Source organism: Burkholderia sp. BCC0506, from assembly GCF_902833145.1.
GTDB lineage: Bacteria > Pseudomonadota > Gammaproteobacteria > Burkholderiales > Burkholderiaceae > Burkholderia.
This window is the reverse complement of record NZ_CADFEN010000007.1, coordinates 363,867-382,282: the sequence shown is the minus strand read 5'-3', so window position 1 is coordinate 382,282 and position 18,416 is coordinate 363,867. Positions and strand designations below refer to the sequence as shown.

Annotated in this window: 20 protein-coding genes; 11 read left to right on the top strand and 9 right to left on the bottom strand. The window is 67.5% G+C overall.

Features of this window, described 5'->3' with window-relative positions; genetic code table 11:
* Positions 1-147: 147 nt before the first annotated feature.
* From HWX62_RS19075 to HWX62_RS19065, 3 genes are all read left to right on the top strand, one after another.
* A complete protein-coding gene (locus HWX62_RS19075) occupies positions 148-945 on the top strand; it encodes an AraC family transcriptional regulator (RefSeq protein WP_175931827.1) in 798 nt (265 codons plus the stop codon).
* 181 nt (positions 946-1,126) lie between these two features.
* Positions 1,127-2,059 (top strand): DMT family transporter, encoded by a 933-nt coding sequence (locus tag HWX62_RS19070; protein WP_175931826.1) that lies wholly within the window; start codon positions 1,127-1,129, stop codon positions 2,057-2,059.
* 202 nt (positions 2,060-2,261) lie between these two features.
* Positions 2,262-2,810, top strand: a complete 549-nt coding sequence (locus HWX62_RS19065) for a permease (RefSeq protein ID WP_175931825.1) — start codon at positions 2,262-2,264, stop codon at positions 2,808-2,810.
* Between the two features lie 94 nt (positions 2,811-2,904).
* On the opposite strand, the gene HWX62_RS19060 is transcribed toward HWX62_RS19065, so the two are convergent.
* Positions 2,905-3,039: an entericidin A/B family lipoprotein gene (locus HWX62_RS19060; protein ID WP_034204471.1), complete on the bottom strand. Its 135-nt coding sequence runs from the start codon at positions 3,037-3,039 to the stop codon at positions 2,905-2,907.
* Between the two features lie 233 nt (positions 3,040-3,272).
* On the opposite strand from HWX62_RS19060, the gene HWX62_RS19055 reads away from it, so the two are divergent.
* Positions 3,273-4,568, top strand: a complete 1,296-nt coding sequence (locus tag HWX62_RS19055; RefSeq protein ID WP_175931824.1) for an aspartate carbamoyltransferase — start codon at positions 3,273-3,275, stop codon at positions 4,566-4,568.
* A 133-nt stretch (positions 4,569-4,701) separates the two neighbouring features.
* Here the strand turns inward: HWX62_RS19055 and HWX62_RS19050 are convergent, their stop codons facing one another.
* Both HWX62_RS19050 and HWX62_RS19045 read right to left on the bottom strand, forming a co-directional pair.
* Positions 4,702-5,121 (bottom strand): type II toxin-antitoxin system VapC family toxin, encoded by a 420-nt coding sequence (locus HWX62_RS19050; protein ID WP_175931823.1) that lies wholly within the window; start codon positions 5,119-5,121, stop codon positions 4,702-4,704.
* The gene (locus tag HWX62_RS19045) at positions 5,118-5,357 is read right to left on the bottom strand and encodes an Arc family DNA-binding protein (protein WP_175931844.1); all 240 of its coding nucleotides are present in this window, start codon (positions 5,355-5,357) and stop codon (positions 5,118-5,120) included. Before HWX62_RS19045 ends, HWX62_RS19050 begins: the two co-directional genes overlap by 4 nt.
* Positions 5,358-5,678: 321 nt before the next feature.
* Here HWX62_RS19045 and HWX62_RS19040 point away from each other — a divergent pair, with 321 nt between their 5' ends.
* The 7 genes from HWX62_RS19040 to HWX62_RS19010 all read left to right on the top strand — a co-directional run bounded on the left by HWX62_RS19040 (position 5,679) and on the right by HWX62_RS19010 (position 11,285).
* Positions 5,679-7,922, top strand: a complete 2,244-nt coding sequence (locus HWX62_RS19040) for a TonB-dependent siderophore receptor (RefSeq protein ID WP_175931822.1) — start codon at positions 5,679-5,681, stop codon at positions 7,920-7,922.
* 3 nt (positions 7,923-7,925) lie between these two features.
* Positions 7,926-8,681, top strand: coding sequence for a tetratricopeptide repeat protein (locus HWX62_RS19035; RefSeq protein WP_175931821.1), 756 nt, complete (start codon positions 7,926-7,928; stop codon positions 8,679-8,681).
* Positions 8,678-9,361, top strand: a complete 684-nt coding sequence (locus tag HWX62_RS19030; protein ID WP_175931820.1) for a Fe2+-dependent dioxygenase — start codon at positions 8,678-8,680, stop codon at positions 9,359-9,361. The genes HWX62_RS19035 and HWX62_RS19030 overlap by 4 nt, the downstream gene beginning before the upstream one ends.
* Before the next feature lie 83 nt (positions 9,362-9,444).
* Positions 9,445-9,684 carry a type II toxin-antitoxin system Phd/YefM family antitoxin gene (locus tag HWX62_RS19025; protein WP_021158157.1) on the top strand — a complete coding sequence of 80 codons (240 nt, stop codon included), beginning with the start codon at positions 9,445-9,447 and terminating at the stop codon, positions 9,682-9,684.
* Positions 9,681-10,076: a type II toxin-antitoxin system VapC family toxin gene (locus HWX62_RS19020; RefSeq protein WP_175931843.1), complete on the top strand. Its 396-nt coding sequence runs from the start codon at positions 9,681-9,683 to the stop codon at positions 10,074-10,076. Before HWX62_RS19025 ends, HWX62_RS19020 begins: the two co-directional genes overlap by 4 nt.
* 311 nt (positions 10,077-10,387) lie before the next feature.
* Complete coding sequence (locus tag HWX62_RS19015) at positions 10,388-10,972, top strand: nucleotidyltransferase family protein (protein WP_175931819.1); 585 nt, start codon at positions 10,388-10,390, stop codon at positions 10,970-10,972.
* Positions 10,973-11,144: 172 nt separating this feature from the next.
* Complete coding sequence (locus HWX62_RS19010) at positions 11,145-11,285, top strand: hypothetical protein (protein WP_175931818.1); 141 nt, start codon at positions 11,145-11,147, stop codon at positions 11,283-11,285.
* 51 nt (positions 11,286-11,336) lie between these two features.
* On the opposite strand, the gene HWX62_RS19005 is transcribed toward HWX62_RS19010, so the two are convergent.
* The 6 genes from HWX62_RS19005 to HWX62_RS18980 all read right to left on the bottom strand — a co-directional run bounded on the left by HWX62_RS19005 (position 11,337) and on the right by HWX62_RS18980 (position 18,322).
* Positions 11,337-12,095, bottom strand: coding sequence for an SDR family oxidoreductase (locus HWX62_RS19005; RefSeq protein WP_175931817.1), 759 nt, complete (start codon positions 12,093-12,095; stop codon positions 11,337-11,339).
* Complete coding sequence (locus HWX62_RS19000) at positions 12,092-13,639, bottom strand: FGGY-family carbohydrate kinase (RefSeq protein WP_175931816.1); 1,548 nt, start codon at positions 13,637-13,639, stop codon at positions 12,092-12,094. The genes HWX62_RS19005 and HWX62_RS19000 overlap by 4 nt, the downstream gene beginning before the upstream one ends.
* Before the next feature lie 29 nt (positions 13,640-13,668).
* Positions 13,669-14,757, bottom strand: a complete 1,089-nt coding sequence (locus HWX62_RS18995) for an alcohol dehydrogenase catalytic domain-containing protein (RefSeq protein WP_175931815.1) — start codon at positions 14,755-14,757, stop codon at positions 13,669-13,671.
* A gap of 46 nt (positions 14,758-14,803) precedes the next feature.
* A complete protein-coding gene (locus tag HWX62_RS18990) occupies positions 14,804-15,811 on the bottom strand; it encodes an ABC transporter permease (RefSeq protein WP_175931814.1) in 1,008 nt (335 codons plus the stop codon).
* Entirely contained in the window at positions 15,798-17,318 is a 1,521-nt protein-coding gene (locus tag HWX62_RS18985; protein WP_175931813.1) for a sugar ABC transporter ATP-binding protein, read from the bottom strand. The genes HWX62_RS18990 and HWX62_RS18985 overlap by 14 nt, the downstream gene beginning before the upstream one ends.
* A 62-nt stretch (positions 17,319-17,380) precedes the next feature.
* Positions 17,381-18,322 carry a substrate-binding domain-containing protein gene (locus HWX62_RS18980; RefSeq protein ID WP_006485848.1) on the bottom strand — a complete coding sequence of 314 codons (942 nt, stop codon included), beginning with the start codon at positions 18,320-18,322 and terminating at the stop codon, positions 17,381-17,383.
* Between the last annotated feature and the right edge of the window lie 94 nt (positions 18,323-18,416).

The window sequence follows — 18,416 nt, the reverse complement described above, 5'->3', positions numbered from 1 at the left end:
GGCCCGGCGGGCCGTGTACGCTGCCGATGTGCCCATGGTGACGGCTGCGCGCGCCGTGCGGTATCGGCCAAAAGGATGAAGGGCGCGCGGCGACGGAACGCGCTAAAGTGCACGTGATCCGCGCCGCGACCGGCGCGAGGAGCGCACATGCACCGTGTCACCCACTACCGACGCACCGGCGAAGGCATCGAGGCGATCAGCCTCGAATCCGACCGCGCGTTTCCGCGCCACGCGCACGACGAATTCGGGGTCGGCGTGATCGTCAGCGGCGCGCACCGGTCGTGGAGCGGCCGCGGGCAGGTCGACGCGCTGGCCGGCGACGCGATCATGGTCAATCCGGGCGAGATGCACGACGGCGCGCCGCTCGAGGCCGGCACCGGCCGCCACTGGCGGATGCTGTACCTCGCCCCCGCGCTGATCGCGGGCGTCGCGCAGGAGGAAGGCCTCGGCGGCGTCGAGCTTGCGCATCCGGCCGTGCGCGACGCACGGCTCGCCGCGGCCGTCGGCCGGCTGCATGCACGCATCGTCGCAGGCGACACCCGGCCGCTGGCCCGCGACGAAGCGCTCGTGATGCTCGTCGCCGGGTTGCTCGCCCGGCACGCGAACCGCACGCTGCCGGCGGCCGGCGTCGCGCCGGCAATCCGAATCGCCCGCGAGCGGCTCGATGCGGCGCCGGGCGCGCCCGTGTCGCTCGCCGAACTGGCCGGCCTGAGCGGCGTCAGCCGCTTCCAGTTGCTGCGCGGCTTCGCGCGCGAGCTCGGCATCACGCCGCATGCCTATCTGGTTCAGTCGCGCACGCGGCTCGCGCGCGCGTTGCTGGCCCGTGGCCTGCCGATCGCCGTTGCGGCGGCCGAAGCCGGTTTCGCCGATCAGAGCCACCTGACCCGCGCGTTCGCGCGCCAGTTCGGGATCACGCCGGGGCGGTTCACGCAGGCGGGTCAATAACGCTGTCGCCTGCACCGTGTGGGGCCGCCGGGGAGCGCCTCCGTCGAAGACGGTCGCCACCTCGACGGCAGCCGCGAGACCTGTTGCATCGAAGCATGTCGACGGCGTACCGCATTCAGCACCGCCGTCGGTTGCAATTTCGTTCAAGACACCCCTGCCGCCGTACGCGACGATGCGGCGCATGAAGACACGACTGATCGGCTATCTCTATCTCGCCGCCGCGATGGCGGGCGTCGGCAGCACCGTCATCGCGAGCCGTCTCGCGGCCGGCGGCCTGCCGCCGTTCGCGGCCACCGCGCTGCGCTTCCTGATCGCGACCCCGCTGCTGTTCGCGCTGATGCGCGCGCAGCGCATGTGCTGGCCACGCATTTGCGCACGCGATGCCGTGCTGCTCGTCATCCAGGCTGCGGCGGGCGGCGTCGGCTATACGGTGCTGCTGATCAGCGGCACGACACTGTCGTCGCCGCTCGATGCGGGCGTGATGCTCGGCACGCTGCCGGCCATGTCGACCCTGATCGCGGCCGTCGTGCTGCGCGAGCGGCAGACGCCGCGCGACTGGCTGGCCGCCGCACTCGCCACGGCCGGCGTGCTGTTCGTCACGTTCGCGCCGGGCCACGCGCTGCCGTCGCTGCAGACGCTTGCGGGCGACGCGCTGGTGCTGGCGGCCGTCGCATGCGAAGCGGTCTTCATCCTGCTCAACCGGCGGCTTGCCGCGCCGTTGCCGCCGCTTGCGCTTTCCACCGCGATGTCGGGCCTCGGCTTCGTGCTCGCACTCGTGCCGGCCGCGTTCGAATGGCGTGCGGTGGCGAGCGGCTGGACCGTCGGCGCCGTGTCGGCCGTCGCCTACTACGCATTGGTACCGACCGTGCTCGGCTATCTGTGCTGGTATGCGGGCTCGGCGCGCACGAGCGGCACCGAAGCGGCGCTGTTCACGGCGGTCGCGCCGGTTTCGGCCGTGCTGTTCGCGGTTGCGCTGTTCGGCGAGACGCTGACCGGCACGCGTGTCGCCGGCATCGCGCTCGTCGTCGGCGGCATGCTCGTCGGCGCGACGCGGCGGCGCGAACCGCCCGTCGAGCCGGGCGCTACGCTCGCGGCGCGGACGGCCAGCGACTGACTCGCGTGCTCGTTGCCTCGCGGCGGAAACAGCAACGGCGCCGTCCCACCACATCGCCCGTCGATCCCCGCCCTCCGACAACACGGCCGGCGACTGTAGGAATGTGTCCGCGCACCGCAAAACCGTTGCGCACGACTGCGCAAGATGCAATATTCGCGTGGCCGGACCCTTTGACAACCATCGAACAACAATCCGCCACGCAATGAACAGGAAGGAAGCCAAAACAAGAATCGCGGTGCTGCTGTCCGCGGGAACGAGGAAAGCCGACGCACTGGCCGAACTGTCCGGACAGGGGCTCAAGGATCGCGTACTTGCGCACCTGATCGCGTCGCGCCCCGACCCCGAACGCTGCCGCAAGAACAAGCTGCACATCCGGGTCCTGATCGCGCTCGGCGTCGCGCAGCTGGTCATCAGCCTGATGCTTGCGTACTACTTCTTCGCGTCAGGCGCCGGCGGCGTCCTCGTCACCGTTTTCCTTGCGTTGACCGTACCGCTGTCGCTGCTGTTCGTCTGGGGCTTCGCGACCCATCGCGTCGGCGCGTATCACGCGTTCATCCTGCTGTCGCTGCTGCAGGTGCCGAAGACCGTCGCCGATCTCGGCCGCGATCCGTCGGCCGCGCTGCCGAGCCTCGCGGTCACGGTCGTGCTGGTCGGTTATGTCTGGTTCGTCCGTAACCGGTTGTTCCCCGACTACGGCTGGTTCACGCCGCGCAAGGTCGAGGGCCGCTACGCGTTCGTGGAACGCGCGTGACGCCGGCAGCGTCGACCCGGGCGTAAAAAAGGCGCCGGGCCGCCCCGCCATCGCGGGAAGGCCCGGCGCCTTCTGCATGCCGGAACCGGTCGGCTTATTTGGCCTTTTCAGCCGAATCGCTGATCGCCTGGCCGCCCTTCGAAATGTCCTGGCCCATGCCGGCGACCGTATTGCAACCGGCGAGCGCGGCGGTCACCACCAGCAGCATTGCAGCAATCGTACGCGTCATTCTCATTCTCCTTCGAATCAACAAGCCCGACCGGGCGAATCGTGTGGGCTGGCGCCCGGCACGCTGCCGGACACGGGGCCTGACCTGATTATACGGAGACGCACGCGGCGCGCCAGTACGGCCCCGCCGAGTGTCATGCGCGCCACACCACGCGGGCACACAGATTTCTCTTGACTTCATGGCGCGAGAAACTAATATACGCATCGCGTATATTTTTCGCCCAGGAGCCGCCGATGACCGTTCCCCAGCAAGCCTTCCTCCGCGACGCGATGCGCCGCCTCAACATGACCCGCGAGGCATTCGCGAATCGCATCGGCGTCAGCCGGCGCGCGCTGGATACCTGGCTGCTTCCGGACGATTCGCAGGAATCGCGCGGAATGCCCGAGATCGTCGAGCGCTTCGTATCGGAAATCGTCGACCGCTCGGCGCCGGACGGCGAAAACTATACGCAAAGCGTAGACAAACAAGGGCTCGCGAAGCAATTCCTGTTCGAAGGCAAGCCGCAGCTGATCTCGGTCGACCAGTTCTCGCGGGATTCGGTCGAGGCGCTGTTCCGCGTGGCCGACGTCATGCAGCCGATCGCGCGACGCCACAAGATTTCGCGCGTGCTCGAAGGCGCCGTGCTCGGCAACCTGTTCTTCGAGGCCAGCACGCGCACGCGCGTGTCGTTCGGTGCGGCCTTCTGCCGGCTCGGCGGCTCGGTGTGCGACACCACCGGCTTCACGTTCTCGTCGATGGCCAAGGGCGAATCGATCTACGACACGAGCCGCGTGATGGCCGGCTACGTCGACGCGCTCGTGATCCGCCATCCGGAGAAAGGCTCGGTGGCCGAATTCGCGCGCGCGACCAACCTGCCGGTGATCAACGGCGGCGATGGCCCCGGCGAGCATCCGAGCCAGGCGCTGCTCGACCTCTATACGATTCAGCGCGAATTTTCGCGGCTCGGCAAGATCGTCGACGGCGCGCACATCGCGCTGGTCGGCGACCTGAAGTACGGCCGCACCGTGCACTCGCTCGTCAAGCTGCTCGCGCTGTACCGCGGCCTGAAGTTCACGCTCGTGTCGCCGCCGACGCTCGAGATGCCGGCGTACATCGTCGACCAGATCGCGACGAACGGCCATGTGGTCGAGCAGACGAACGATCTCGCGGCGGGCTTGCGCGGCGCGGATGTCGTCTACGCGACGCGCATCCAGAAAGAACGCTTCACCGACGAGTCGTTCGAAGGGTACACACCGGATTTCCAGATCAACCAGGCGCTCGTCGACTCGGTGTGCAAGCCCGACACGCTGATCATGCACCCGCTGCCGCGCGACAGCCGGCCCGGCGCGAACGACCTGTCGGTCGACCTGAACCGCGACCCGCGTCTCGCGATTTTCCGGCAGACCGACAACGGCATTCCGGTGCGCATGGCGATCTTCGCGGTGCTGCTCGGTGTCGAGAATCTCGTCCAGCATTCGATGCGCGACGCGACGTGGCGCCCGCCGGCGTACCTCGGGCCGGAGGATGCGGTGTTTCACGGGATCGACTGACCCGCGGCCGGTGTCGCGCGCGTTGAACGGGAAATTGCTCCAATTCAAGGGCCGCGCGCAGACGTCACGCATGCAACGCGCCGACTTGCACGGCGCGTTTTTCATTTTCGATGCAGGCGCAGCCAACCCCGCGTTAGTTGGCCCACGGATCGATCACGCGCAGGCCCGCTGCTTCGAATGGCGCGATGTCGCGCGTGGCCACGATCAGGCCGTTCGCAGCGGCGATTGCAGCGATGAAGCCATCGGCCGACGTCATCGCGTTGCTCGTACCACGCGCCTTCGCGCGAAGGCTCGCATACGCCTTGCTGGCCGCATCGTCGAACGGCAGGATCCGGCCGCGAAACAACGGCACGACCCGCTGCTCGATGCTTTGCTCGAGCCAGTCCCGCCTGCGCCCCACCGGCAACATGGCCACGCCGAATCGAATCTCCGCCAGACTGATTGCGGCTAGAAACAACGTCTCGACGTTCTGCGCGTCGAGCCATTCGATCACGGTTGCGCTCGGCTCGCGCCGCAGCGGCTCGGAAATGACGTTGGTATCGACCAGGATCATTCGAAGCTCATCGGATCGGTTCGCGTCTTGTCACGCCGAACTTCGAAATCGATGCCGCCAGCCTCTCGCCCGATTTCAGCGAGCAACGTTCCCAGTCTCGGCCGCCCTCCCGGCCGAACGGCTTGCTCGAGGATGTCTCGCACCTCGGCCTCGGTACTGCGGCCATGTTGTGCAGCCCGAATTCGAAGCGCGCGATGCACCTCGTCGGGCAGATTTCGAACCGTGATCACGGGCATGATGCACCTTGTCGCATTTGCTTTCAATGCTGTCATATTAGTATCTTGCTGTCATTTGTGTCGAATGAAGATTCGATCACTGTAAGCCACGCGCCACGCCTCTCCCAGTCGGCCGTTCGGCCATCCTCCCGCCCCGCCAGCCCCCACAACCACCCCGCAACATTCGTCAACAATTCCCTTACAAACGCGAACAAGAACGCTTCTCATTTAAGAAAAAATTACATAGAATGCCACCTGAAAACAAATCGTAATAATTCCCGACGGCGTGCACATTTCCGCAATGCATTGCCCCGGGGCCACACCGCGAGGTCGAAGCGCACCATGAAATCCCGTCCGGACGAGCTGAAGCTCGGTAAATTCACCACCCTGTGCAGCGTGCTCGCCGCGAGTCCCGCTTTCGCCGACGGCACGCCGCCCGCGGCGCCCGCCAGCACCGAAGGCCATCTCGCGCCGATCGAGATCCAGGGCAAGACCGAGCACAGCTACAAGGCCGACTTTTCCGCTTCCGCGAAATTCACCGCGCCGCTCGTCGACACGCCGAAATCCGTCACCGTGATCCCGCAGGAACTGATCCAGAGCAGCGGCGCGGCAACGCTGACCGAAGCGCTGCGCACCGTGCCCGGCATCACGTTCGGCGCCGGCGAAGGCGGCAACCCGCTCGGCGACCGTCCGTTCATCCGCGGCTACGACACGCAGGGCAGCATGTTCGTCGACGGCATGCGCGACACGGGCGCCACCACGCGCGAGATTTTCAACACCGAGCGCGTCGAGATCACCAAGGGTTCCGACGGCGCGTACGGCGGCCGCGGCGGCGCCGGCGGCAGCATCAACCTGATCACGAAGGCCCCGCATCTGGGCACCACGGCCGCCGCGAGCGCGGGCCTCGGCACCGACCGCTATCGGCGCTTCACCGCCGACGGCAACTGGCAGTTCGCCGATCACGCCGCGTTCCGCCTGAACCTGATGAGCCACAACAACGACGTCGCCGGCCGCGACGCCGTCAACAACGAACGCTGGGGCGTCGCGCCGTCGATCGCGTTCGGCCTCGGCACGCCGACGCGCGTGACCGCGAGCTACTACCACCTGCAGACGGACGACATGCCCGACGGCGGCATCCCGTACTTCTACACGACGTCGAACAAGCCCGCGAACGTCGGCACGATCTATCCGGCGCCCGTCGATCGCCACAACTTCTACGGCCTGATCGATCGCGATTTCCGCAAGACCACGTCGGACATCAGCACGATCAAGATCGAGCACGACATCACGCCGAACCTCACGGTGCGCAACACCACGCGCTACACGGAATCGACGCAGGACTACATCTGGACGCAGCCCGACGACAGCGCGGGCAACGTCATCAACGGCAAGGTCTGGCGCCGCAACAACAACCGCAACAGCTCGATCAACAGCCTCGCGAACCTGACCGAGCTGTTCGGCGAATTCCGCACGGGGCCGTTCAAGCACAGCTTCACGACCGGCATCGAGCTGTCCCGAGAATGGGGCAAGCGCGATTCGTATACGGTCGCGGCCGACACCGGCAAGATCTGCCAGAAGGGCATCGGCGCGGCGTCGGGCTACAACTGCACGAGCCTGTGGTCGCCGAACCCGAACGATCCGTGGGCCGGCTCGATCAAGCGCAACAACGACTATGCGCATGCGCGCACCACGACGAAGTCGATCTACGGCTTCGACACGATCGAGATCACGCCGCGCTGGCAGGTCAACGCCGGCGTGCGCGTCGACGACTACTCGACCCGCTTCACCGACACCAAGGCGAATGGCGGCAAGACGTATACGCGCGACGACACGCTCTTCAACTGGCAGGCCGGCCTCGTATTCAAGCCCGCGCAGAACGGCAGCATCTACGCGTCGTATGCGACGTCGTCGACGCCGGCCGGCATGCTGCTCGGCGAAGGCAGCGAGACGCAGTCGCTCACGCCGGGCCGCGGCGGCGTCGGCCCGAACGCCGATCAGCTTTCGCCGGAAAAGAACCGCAGCATCGAGCTCGGCACGAAGTGGAACGTGCTGAACGACAAGCTGTCGCTGACGGCCGCGCTGTTTCAGATCGACACGACGAACGCACGCGTGACGCTGCCGAACAACCAGTACGCGATGGTCGGCAACAAGCGCGTGCAGGGTCTCGAGCTCGGCCTCGCCGGCCAGATCACGAAGCAGTGGCAGGTATTCGGCGGCTACACGTACATGAAGAGCCAACTGCGCGACAACGGCAAGGACACCGCGAACAACGGCAACCGCTTCCCGAACACGCCGAAGCACAGCCTCACGATGTGGTCGAACTACGACGTGACGCCGAAGTTCACGGTCGGCGGCGGCGCGTTCTACATGTCGGAAGTGTTCGGCGATCCCGCGAACCTGCGCGCCGTGCCGTCGTACTGGCGCTTCGACGCGATGGCGCAGTACCGGATCAACAAGAAGCTCGACCTGCAGCTGAACGTGAACAACCTGTTCAACCGCACGTACTTCGATCAGGCGTATCCCGCGCACTATGCGTCGATCGCGCCGGGCCGCTCGGCGTTCGTCACGCTGAACGCGCGCTACTGATCGATGGAGGCCGTGTCGCTGAAGGCGCTCGCGTCGGTATCGCCGCGCGAATTCGCCGACATCCTGGCCGGGCCGCCCGAGCGCGCCGCCGCGTGGGTCGCGGCGGCGGCCGGCAACGGCATCGTCGACGCGCAGGCCGTCTACGGGCAATACCTGCTCGACGGACACGGCGTCGCACGCGATCCGGCCGCCGCGTTCAACTGGTTCCGGCACGCGGCGCGGGCCGGCCACGCGATGGCGATGAACATGCTCGGGCGCTGCTACGAGTTCGGCTGGGGCACGGCCGCGTGCGCACCGGTCGCCGTGTACTGGTACCGGCTCGCCGCGCAGGCAGGCCTCGACTGGGGCATGTACAACTACGCGACTGCCCTTGCCCTCGGCCACGGCGTCGACGAGAACCGTGCCGACGCGCTCGACTGGTTCCGCCGCGCGGCCGCGCTCGGCCACGCGAAATCGATCAACCTGATCGGCGGCTTCTACGAGGACGGCTGGGTCGTATCGGTCGACACCGACGCCGCGTTCGACCACTATCGCCGCGCAGCCGAGGCCGGCGATTTTCGCGGCCAGTTCAACTATGCAAGGCTGCTTGCCGAGCGCGGACGCGTCGACGAAGCGCTCGTCTGGCTCGCCCGCGTGCCGGCCACCGCGACACCCGCGTTCATCGCGAAGATGCGCGCGTATCTCGCGTCGTCGCCGCTCGACGCGTTTCGTGCGGCGGCCATGCAACTGGCGCCGCACGTAACGGAATCCGCATCATGATGCTTCATATCCCCGGCGTACTGACCCAGGCGCAGGTCGCGCAATGCCGCGAGCTGCTCGATGCCGCGGAATGGGTCGACGGCAACGCAACGTCCGGCGCGCAATCGGCGCTCGCGAAACGCAATCGGCAATTGCCGGAAGGTTCGCCAGCCGCGCGCGCGGTGGGAGACGCGATCCAGGATGCGCTCGCCCGCCATCCGCTGTTCTTTTCGGCGGCACTGCCGCTGAAGGTGTTTCCGCCGCTGTTCAATCGCTATGCAGGCGGCGAGACGTTCGGCACGCACGTCGACAATGCGATCCGGCTGCTGCGCGGCACGGATTTCCGCGTGCGCAGCGACCTGTCGGCGACGCTGTTCCTCGAGGAACCCGAAGCGTACGACGGTGGCGAACTATGCGTCGAGGATACGTACGGCGTGCATCGCGCGAAGCTGCCGGCGGGCGATCTCGTGCTGTATCCGGCATCGAGCCTGCATCACGTGACGCCGGTGACGCGCGGCGAGCGCGTGGCGTCGTTCTTCTGGATTCAGAGCATGGTGCGCGACGATGGCGATCGCACGCTGCTGTTTCAGCTCGATACGCAGATTCAGGCGTTGTCGGCGGAGAAAGGCGCGAAGGATCCGATGGTCATTGCGCTCACCGGGATTTATCACAACCTGTTGAGGAAGTGGGCGGATGCGTAGCGTGCGTCGGTCATGCCCCGGCGCTTGCGCCGTGTCGAAAGACGAGTCTAAAATGACCAGCGTCAAATGACCATGCTCATATCATGATGCCGCACGCTCCCGTATCGAAATCCGAATTCAAGGCTCGCGCACTCGAATACTTCCGGCTCGTCGAGGCGTCGGGCGAAAGCCTGATCGTCACCGACCACGGCAAGCCGACGCTCGAGATCCGGCCCTATCGCTCGCGCGAAGCTCAGCCGTTGGACATATTGCGCGGGTCGGTCATGCGCTACGACAATCCTCTCGATCCGATTGCGGAAGATGATTGGGAGGCGTCGCGGTGATCGTGCTGGATACGCATGCATTGGTGTGGTGGGTAGCGGGCGACCCTGCGCTCAGCAAGAAGGCGCGAAGCGCGATCGAGCGCGCACGGAGCGAAGGCGCGCTCGCCGCCTCCGCGATTTCCGCGTGGGAAATCGCGATGCTGGTGCGCAACGACCGCCTCGCCCTGACGATGGATGTCGACGCGTGGCTCGCCACCGTCGCGCAGATCGACGGCATGCGTTTCGTTCCTGTCGATGCCGACATCGCCGCGAAGTCCACCGACCTGCCCGGCGCGTTCCACAAGGATCCGGCCGACCGCATGATCGTCGCGACCGCGCGGCGGCTCGGCGCGCCGCTCGTCACGCGCGACGAAAAAATCCGCGCGTACGCGCACGTCAAGACGCTCTGGTAAGCGTGGCCCGCCCGTCGGATCGAACCGCGGCGCACCTTCCCCGGACTCCGGCAGATTGGCGATTCGTCTGACCAAAGCGACCGCCCCGTTCTACATTGGCCAGCGGCCCGCAAGGTTCGGCGATCGCTATGGGGCCGTCATGCAGAACGAATCGCATGCAATTTACGGTCCCGTCGAGGAAAGCCTGCTCGACGTAGCGTCGCGATGACGGATTTCCCGATCGCGCACGCGTGACCCGGTAACATCCTCACTTGCCGATCCCCGCGGGCTCCCGCACAATCGCAGCACCTGCCTCACTCCCCTGCGCGCCGATGTCCTATGCGTCACTCGCCACCGGCGTCCTGCTCGCCGGCGGCCTTGGTCAACGCTTCGACCCGAGCGGCCTGCACAGCAAGCTGCTCGCCCGGCTTCCCGACGGCACGCCGGTGGCGGTCGCCGCCGCCCGCCGTCTCGCGGCAGCCACCGCCGACGTGATCGCCGTCGTGCGTCCCGGCGCCGAAAAACTTGCGATTCTGCTGAACGAAGCCGGCTGTCAGGTCGTCTATGCGCCCGATGCGTTGCGCGGCATGGGCGCGAGCCTCGCGGCCGGCGTGCGCACCACGCCCGACGCGAGCGGCTGGCTCGTCGCGCTCGGCGACATGCCGTGGATCGCCGCTTCCACGTACGAAACGGTCGCACGCGCGCTCGAAGCGGAGAACGCATCGATCGTCGCGCCCGCGTATCGCGGCGGGCGCGGCCATCCGGTCGGTTTCGCCGCGCACCACTTCGATGCACTCGCCGCGCTCGACGGCGACACAGGCGCCCGCGCGCTGTTCGCCCGCGCGCCGGTCACCCTGCTCGACGTCGACGATCCCGGCATCCTGCGCGACGTCGATACGCCGGCGGACTTGCGCTGACGTCGACTGCGCGGCCCGCGAGATCGCGCGCGAACATCGCCAATGGACGAATTTCGCCGACGATCGGCAACCCTGCCGCAAGAATCCGGCTGCAAACGCGCGCCCGATTGGCTATAACGGAGACGAGGCGCGTTCGCCGCGCCACCGCCGTCACGCACCGCGCGAGTTCTCCATGAGCGACCATACGATCCCGACGCCCGAGCCACCAGCCGATCCGAACCGCGATCCGGAAGACGATCCGTTCTCGTCGCCGCCCGGTCATCACGACAACCCGCAGCAGCCGGACGGACCGCCGAGCAAGGATCCGGTCTAGCCGCGCGCCGGCCGCTGCGCGAATTCGACCCGCTACTTCCGCGATGGCGGTCTAGCGCGCCGTGTATCCCCCGTCGATCGGCAACGACACGCCGCTGATCATCGACGCCGCATCGCTGAGCAGAAACAGGATCGGCTCGACGACTTCGTCCGGCTGCGCGAATCGGCCGAGCGGGATCGCAGCGAGCATCGGCTCGCGCTTCTCCGGTTCGCTCCACGCGAACTGCGCCATCGGCGTCAACGTGACGGTCGGGTTCACGCTGTTCACACGAATGCCGTACGGCCCGAGTTCGATGCACAGCACGCGCGTGATCGCGTCCATCGCCGCCTTCGACGCGCAATAGCTCAGATGCGCGGGCAGGCCGACGAGCGCGGCCTGACTCGACACGTTGACGATGCTGCCCCGTGCGTGCACGGCACCGCGCCCGTCGCGATCGATCATCTTGCGCGCCACGGCCCGCGCGACGAGCGCCGCGCCGCGTGCATTGACGGCCATCACGCGATCGAACTGCGCGGCGCCGACATCGAGCGCCGGTTCGAGCGACGCGATCCCCGCGCAATTGACGAGGCCGTCGAACGCATCGTAGGCGGCGAGCGCGGCATCGATCGCGTGTTCGTCGCCGCCGACGTCCATGCGCACCGTATCGCACGCGATCTCGCCGGCGAGCGCATCGAGCGCGACCCCGTCGCGCGCTGCCGCGACGACGCGCGCCCCCGCCTGCGCCAGCGCGACCGCGCACGCGCGGCCGATTCCGCTCGACGCGCCCGTGACGAGCACCGTTGCTCCGCCGAAATCGAATCGTGTGTTCATGATGATGATCCGAGCCTGTGCATGATCGGTTTGAGTGCCGGGTACAGCGCCGTGTAGAGCGAGAAGCGCGCGTCGTAGGTTTTCGCGCGATCGGCATCGGGCCGTGCGCGCTCGGCGAGCGTAACCCAGCCGCCCTGCGCGTCGTCGCGCGACACGAGCCCTGCGCCGACACCGGCGAGCAGCGCGGCACCCATCGCCGCTTCGACATCCTGCTCGATCGTCCACACCGGAAAACCCGTCACGTCCGCGATGATCTGCATCCACAGCGCCGAATGCGCGGCGCCGCCGACGACGATCAGCCGGTCGTCCAGCGCCACCGCGCCGCGGCGGCCGGCCTCGATGTTGTGGCGCAACGCGAACGCGACGCCTTCGAGCACCGCACGATATAGATGCGCACGCGTATGCGCGAGACTCAGCCCGACGAACGCGCCGCTCGCCTTCGCATCCCACACGGGGCTGCGCTCGCCCATCAGATACGGCAGGAACAACACGCCGTCGGCACCGGCCGGCACGCGCTCGGCCGCCTCCTCGAGCAGCACGTGCGGATCGCCGTGCGGCAGCAGGCGGGCCGCATCGGTTTCCGCGTGACAGAACTGGTCGCGAAACCACGCGACCGATGCGCCGGCCGTGATCGCACCGCCGAACACGTACAGGTCGCGTTGGCCGTCGAACACGTGCGGCATGCTGACGAGGGCGTGGCGCGCATCGACGTGCCGGTTCACGTAACCCCAGCACATGCTGGTGCCGATCATCGCGACATGCTGCCCGGCCCGCGTCGCGCCGGCCGCGAAGGTCGCCACCGCCGCATCGACGCCGCCCGCGACGACGGGCGTGCCGGCCGGCAGCCCGAGCGGAGCGGTCCATTGCGACAGCAGGCCGCCGACGATATCCGTCGAATCGACGAGGCGCTCGGGCATCATCGTCGCCGGAATGCCGAGCATGTCGAGCGCGGCGTCGGACCACTCGCGGCGCGCCACGTCGTACACGCCGCCGATATTGCCGGCCGAACTGTGATCGACCGCGACTTCGCCGGTCAGCAGGTAGATCACGTACGCGTTCGGCGGCAGGAAATAGCGCACGTTCGCCCACACGTCCGGCCGCTGGTCGCGCAGCCACAGCATCTTGGTGAAGCCGTAGTAGCTGTCGACGCCGTTGCCGGTGATCACGCGCAGCCGCTCGACGTTCACGTGTTCGTTGACCCAGTCGACTTCGGCGGTCGCGCGCCGGTCCATCCAGATCAGGCACGGATGCAGCGGCCGCATGTCGATGTCGACCGGGATGCCCGAGCCGCCGTACAGGCTGCTCACGCACACCGCACGGATCGCATCGGCCGGCACGCCCTGCGCGCGCGCATCGCTCACGCAGCCCGCGATGCAGTCGAGCACCGCATCGAACCACACCTGCGGCCACTGCTCGGCCCACAGCGGGCGCGGCGTATCGGGCTGGTAGCCGGCCGAGCGCCGCGCGACGATCGTGCCGTGCCGGTCGACCAGCAGCGCCTTGGTGCTCTGCGTGCCGATGTCGACGCCTATGACGTATTCCATGATGTCTCCGGTGAGGCGCACGCCGGCCGTCAGCGGGCCGGCTTCAGCAGCACCTTGATCGATTCGGCCGACTTCGCGACGCGGATCGCGTCGTCCCAGTCCTCGAGCGCGAAGCCGTGCGTGACGATGCCCTTCGACGTGACGAGCCCGCGCGCGAGCAGGTCGATCGCGACCGGATAGCAGTACGGCCCGAGGTGCGCGCCGCGTACGTCGAGCTCCTTGCGGTCGCCGATGATCGACCAGTCGACGGTCGCATCCTCGCCGAACACGCTGAATTCGACGAAGCGGCCGAGCTTGCGGATCAGGTCGAGCCCCTGGTTCACGCCGACCGGCGCGCCGGTCGTCTCGATGTACACGTCGCAGCCGTAGCCGTCGGTGAGCGCGCGGACGATTCCGCGCGCGTCGTCGCGTTTCGGGTTGATCGTCACGTCGGCGCCGTACTGCCGCGCGAGTTCGAGCCGTTCGTCGATCAGGTCGATCACGACGAGCTGCTTCGGCGTCTTGAGATGCGCGACCTGCGTCATCATCAGCCCGAGCGGGCCCGCGCCTGCGATCACGACGACGTCGTCGAGCTGGATGTCGCCGCGGTTCACCGTATGGATCGCGCACGACAGCGGCTCGATGATCGCGGCATCCTCGAGCGATACGCCAAGCGGAATCTTGTGGACGATCGCGGTCGGCGGAATGCGCATGTACTCGGCCATCCCACCGTCGGCAACCTCGCGCTGGAAGCCGAAGATGTTGTGCACTTCGCACATCCAGTACTGGCCCGACTTGCAATAGCGGCACTTGCCGCACGGCACGATCTGCTCGGCGATCACGCGGTCGCCCATCGCCACGCCGAAATGCTCGGCCGCGCCGTCGCCGAGCGCCTCGACGTAGCCGAAGAATTCGTGGCCGGGAATTACCGGCGCCTTCACCCACGGGCTCGGTCCGCCCCAGAACATCTTGGCGCCGGTGTAACACTTGCAGTCGCTCGCGCAGATCCCGCACGCGGCGATCTGGATCACGAGCTCGTTCGGACCGGCGAGCGGCTTCGCGACCTGTTCGACGCGATAGTCCTCCGGGCCGTGGCAGACGACCGCGGTCATGTGCGGCCGGTTTTCGGGTGTCGTCATGAGTTGTCTCTTTCCTGATTAATCTGGATCACTGATGAATAGACCGTTACCGCGATCGCTCGCGGCTGATGTAGATCGCGAGCAGGATGATTCCGCCCTTGATCACGTTCTGCACGTACGGGTTCACGCCGATCATGTTGAGCCCGTTGTTGAGCACGCCGAGCAGCAGCGCGCCGACCAGCGTGCCGAGGATCGCGCCGCGCCCGCCGGAGATCGACGTGCCGCCCATCACGACGGCCGCGATCGCGTCGAGCTCGAAGCCCACGCCCGCGTTCGGCTGCCCGCTCATCAGGCGCCCGGTCAGCACGATCGCCGCGAGCGCCGACGTGAGCCCGGCCAGCGTGTAGACGATCAGCTTCACGCGCGCGACGCGCACGCCGGTGAGCCGCGTCGCCTGCTCGTTGCCGCCGATCGCGTACACGTAGCGGCCGAACGGCATCCGGTCGAGCAGCAGCCACGCGATCGCATAGACCGCCAGCATGATCAGCACCGGCGCCTGGATGCCGAGCACCTTGCCGCTGCCGAAGAACGCGACCCAGTCGGGCAGCCCGTCGATCGGATAGCCGCCCGTGTAGATCAGCGCCAGGCCGCGCGCGATGCCCATCGTCGCGAGCGTGACGATGATCGGCGGCATCCCGGCGAACGCGACAAACACGCCGTTCAGGAAGCCGAACCCGACGCCGACCGCGATGCCGATCGCCAGCGCGGCGACCGCATTGACGCCCGCGACCATCAGCCCGGCCGCGAGCGTGCCCGACAGCGCCATCACCGAGCCGACCGACAGGTCGATCCCGCCGGTCAGGATCACGCAGGTCATGCCGACCGCGATGATCGCGTTGATCGAGACCTGGCGCAGCACGTTCTCGAGGTTCGCGGCGGACAGGAAGCTCGGGCTCGCGATCATCATCGCGATGCACACGACGACGAGGCCGACGAGCGGATAGAACAGCGTCGAGCGGCGCAACTGCGCCCACATCGCGCGCGGCGGCGGCGCGTCGCCGGCCGTGGCCGCGAGCGTCGTGGAAGGCGTGGAAGAAGAATCAGGCAGGTTCATGGGTCGCTCCTCGCGTGCCGGCCGTGGCGTAAGTCATGACCGTGTCGGGATCGATCTCGTCGCCGGCGAGCGTCGCCTCGATGCGGCCCTGCCGGAACACGGCGACGCGATCGCACATGCCGACGATTTCCGGCAATTCGGAAGAGATCATGATGATGGCGTAGCCGCGCGCGGTGAGTTCGCGCATCAGCCCGTAGATTTCGGCTTTCGCGCCGACGTCGATGCCGCGCGTCGGCTCGTCGAAGATCAGCACCGACGTGTGATGGTTCAGCCAGCGCGCGATCACGACCTTCTGCTGGTTGCCGCCGGACAGCGTCGCGACCTCGGTGTGGATCGACGGCGCCTTCACACCGACGCGCCGCATCACGTCGAGCGTGGTGCGCGCCTCGCCGCGCCGGTCGATCAGCCAGCGCATCGACCGGTACTTGCCGAGGTTGTTCAGCGAGATGTTGTCGCGGATCGAAAACGACGTGACAAGCCCTTCCGTCTTGCGGCTTTCCGGCAGGATGCCGATGCCCGCGCGCAGCGCGTCGGCCGGATCGGCCAGCTTCGCCGCCGTGCCGCGCACGCGCAGTTCCTTGCGGTGCGCCCGCGTCGCGCCGATCACCGCGAGCGCGGTCTCGGTGCGGCCCGAACCGACCAGGCCGGCGAAGCCGAGAATCTCGCCTTCATGCAACGCGAAGCGGTTCACCGGGCCGTCGCGCTCGATCTGCAGCGCATCGACCTCGAGCACGGCCGGCGCATCGGCCGCACGCGCCGGCTTCGGCGGAAAGCTGCTTTCGATCCGGCGGCCGACCATCATGCGCACCAGTTGCTCGACGTCGGTGCGCGCGACATCGGTCGTCGCGACGTACTGGCCGTCGCGCAGCACCGTGATGCGGTCGCACACCGCGAAGATCTCGTCGAGGTGATGCGAGATGAAGATCATCGCGACGCCCTGCCGCTTCAGCTCGCGCATGATCGCGAACAGGTGCTCGGCCTCGGCCGGCGTGAGCGTGGCGGTCGGCTCGTCGAGGATCAGGATGCGCGCGTCGAGCGACAGCGCCTTGCCGATCTCGACGAACTGCTGCTGCGCGACCGACAGCGTGCGGATCGGCGCATCGAGATCGATCGCCACGCCGAGCCGCGCGAAGATGGCGGCCGCCGCGGCGCGCATTCGCGTGCGGTCGCGCGCGCCCCAGCGGTTGCGCAGCTCGCGGCCGAGGAACAGATTGTCGACGGCATCGAGGTGCGGAATCAGGCTGAACTCCTGGAACACGATGCCGACGCCCGCCGCGACCGCGTCGTGATAGTCCGCGAAACGGCGTGCGGTGCCGTCGATCTCGATCGTGCCGGCATCCGGCTGGTGGATGCCGCACAGGATCTTCATCAGCGTCGACTTGCCGGCGCCGTTCTCGCCGAGCAGTGCATGGATCTCGCCGCGCGCGATCTCCAGATCGATGTCGGACAACGCCTTCACGCCGGGAAAGCTTTTCGTGATGTGGCTGAGCCTGAGTATCGTGTCCATCGGCTTCTCCGTGCGAAGGGCATCGGTCGCGCCGCCGCCCTTCGCGTCGCGTCGCACGTCGTTCACCAGCTGAAACCCTTCGCGTTACCGCGATCGACGACCTTCACGTCGACGGGAATCGCCTTCGGCACCGTCGCGCCCCACTTGCGCGCGATCGCGATGCCGAGCGCGATGCGCACCTGGTCGGCCGGGAACTGCGCGGTCGTCTCGATGAACTTCGAGTTCGGCTTCTGGATCGCGGCGATCGCCTCCGGTGCGCCGTCGACGCTCGTCAGCTTGATATCCTTGCCGGAACCCTCGATCGCGGCGAGCGCGCCCATCGAGCCGCCGTCGTTCACGCTGAAGAGACCCTTCAGGTTCGGATGCGCGGAGATCATGTTCTCGGTGACCGACAGCGCGGTCGCGCGCTCCTGCTTGCCGTTCTGCGTATCGACGAGCTTCACGTTCGGGAATTTCGCGAGGCCGGCCTTGCAGCCGCGCACGCGTTCGAGAATCGGCACGACCGGAATGCCGTCGAGGATCGCGACCTCGCCGCTGCCGCCGATCGCCTTCGCGAGGTATTCGCACGACATCACGCCCGCGTCGTAGTTCTTCGAGCCGACGAACGAATCGACCGGGCCGTTCGCGTTCGCGTCGACCGCGACGACCACCGCGCCGGCCTTCTTCGCCTGCGTGATCGCGGACTGGATGCCGGTCGAATCGGTCGGGTTCACGAGCAGGATGTCGATCTTCTTCTGCAGCATGTCCTCCACGTCGCTCACCTGCTTGCTGACGTCGTGATGCGCGTCGGTGACGACGACCTGCGCGCCGATCGATGCGGCCGCGTCGTTCAGCGCCTTCTGCATCGTCACGAAGTACGGGTTGTTCAGTTCCTGGAACGTCATGCCGATCCGCAGCGGCGCGGCGTGCGCGGCAGCGGGCAGCAGGGCCGCGACGGCGAGCGCGGCAACGGCCGCCAGGCGGGCGGCGCGACGGGGGGATGAAGCGGGCGATGCGTGCGTCATGACGGTGTCTCCGGAATTGTGTGCGGCTTTTTCGTGGGTGAATGCGCCCCTCGCGACGTAAACGACGCGATCGGCTGGGTAAAACGGTTGGAAA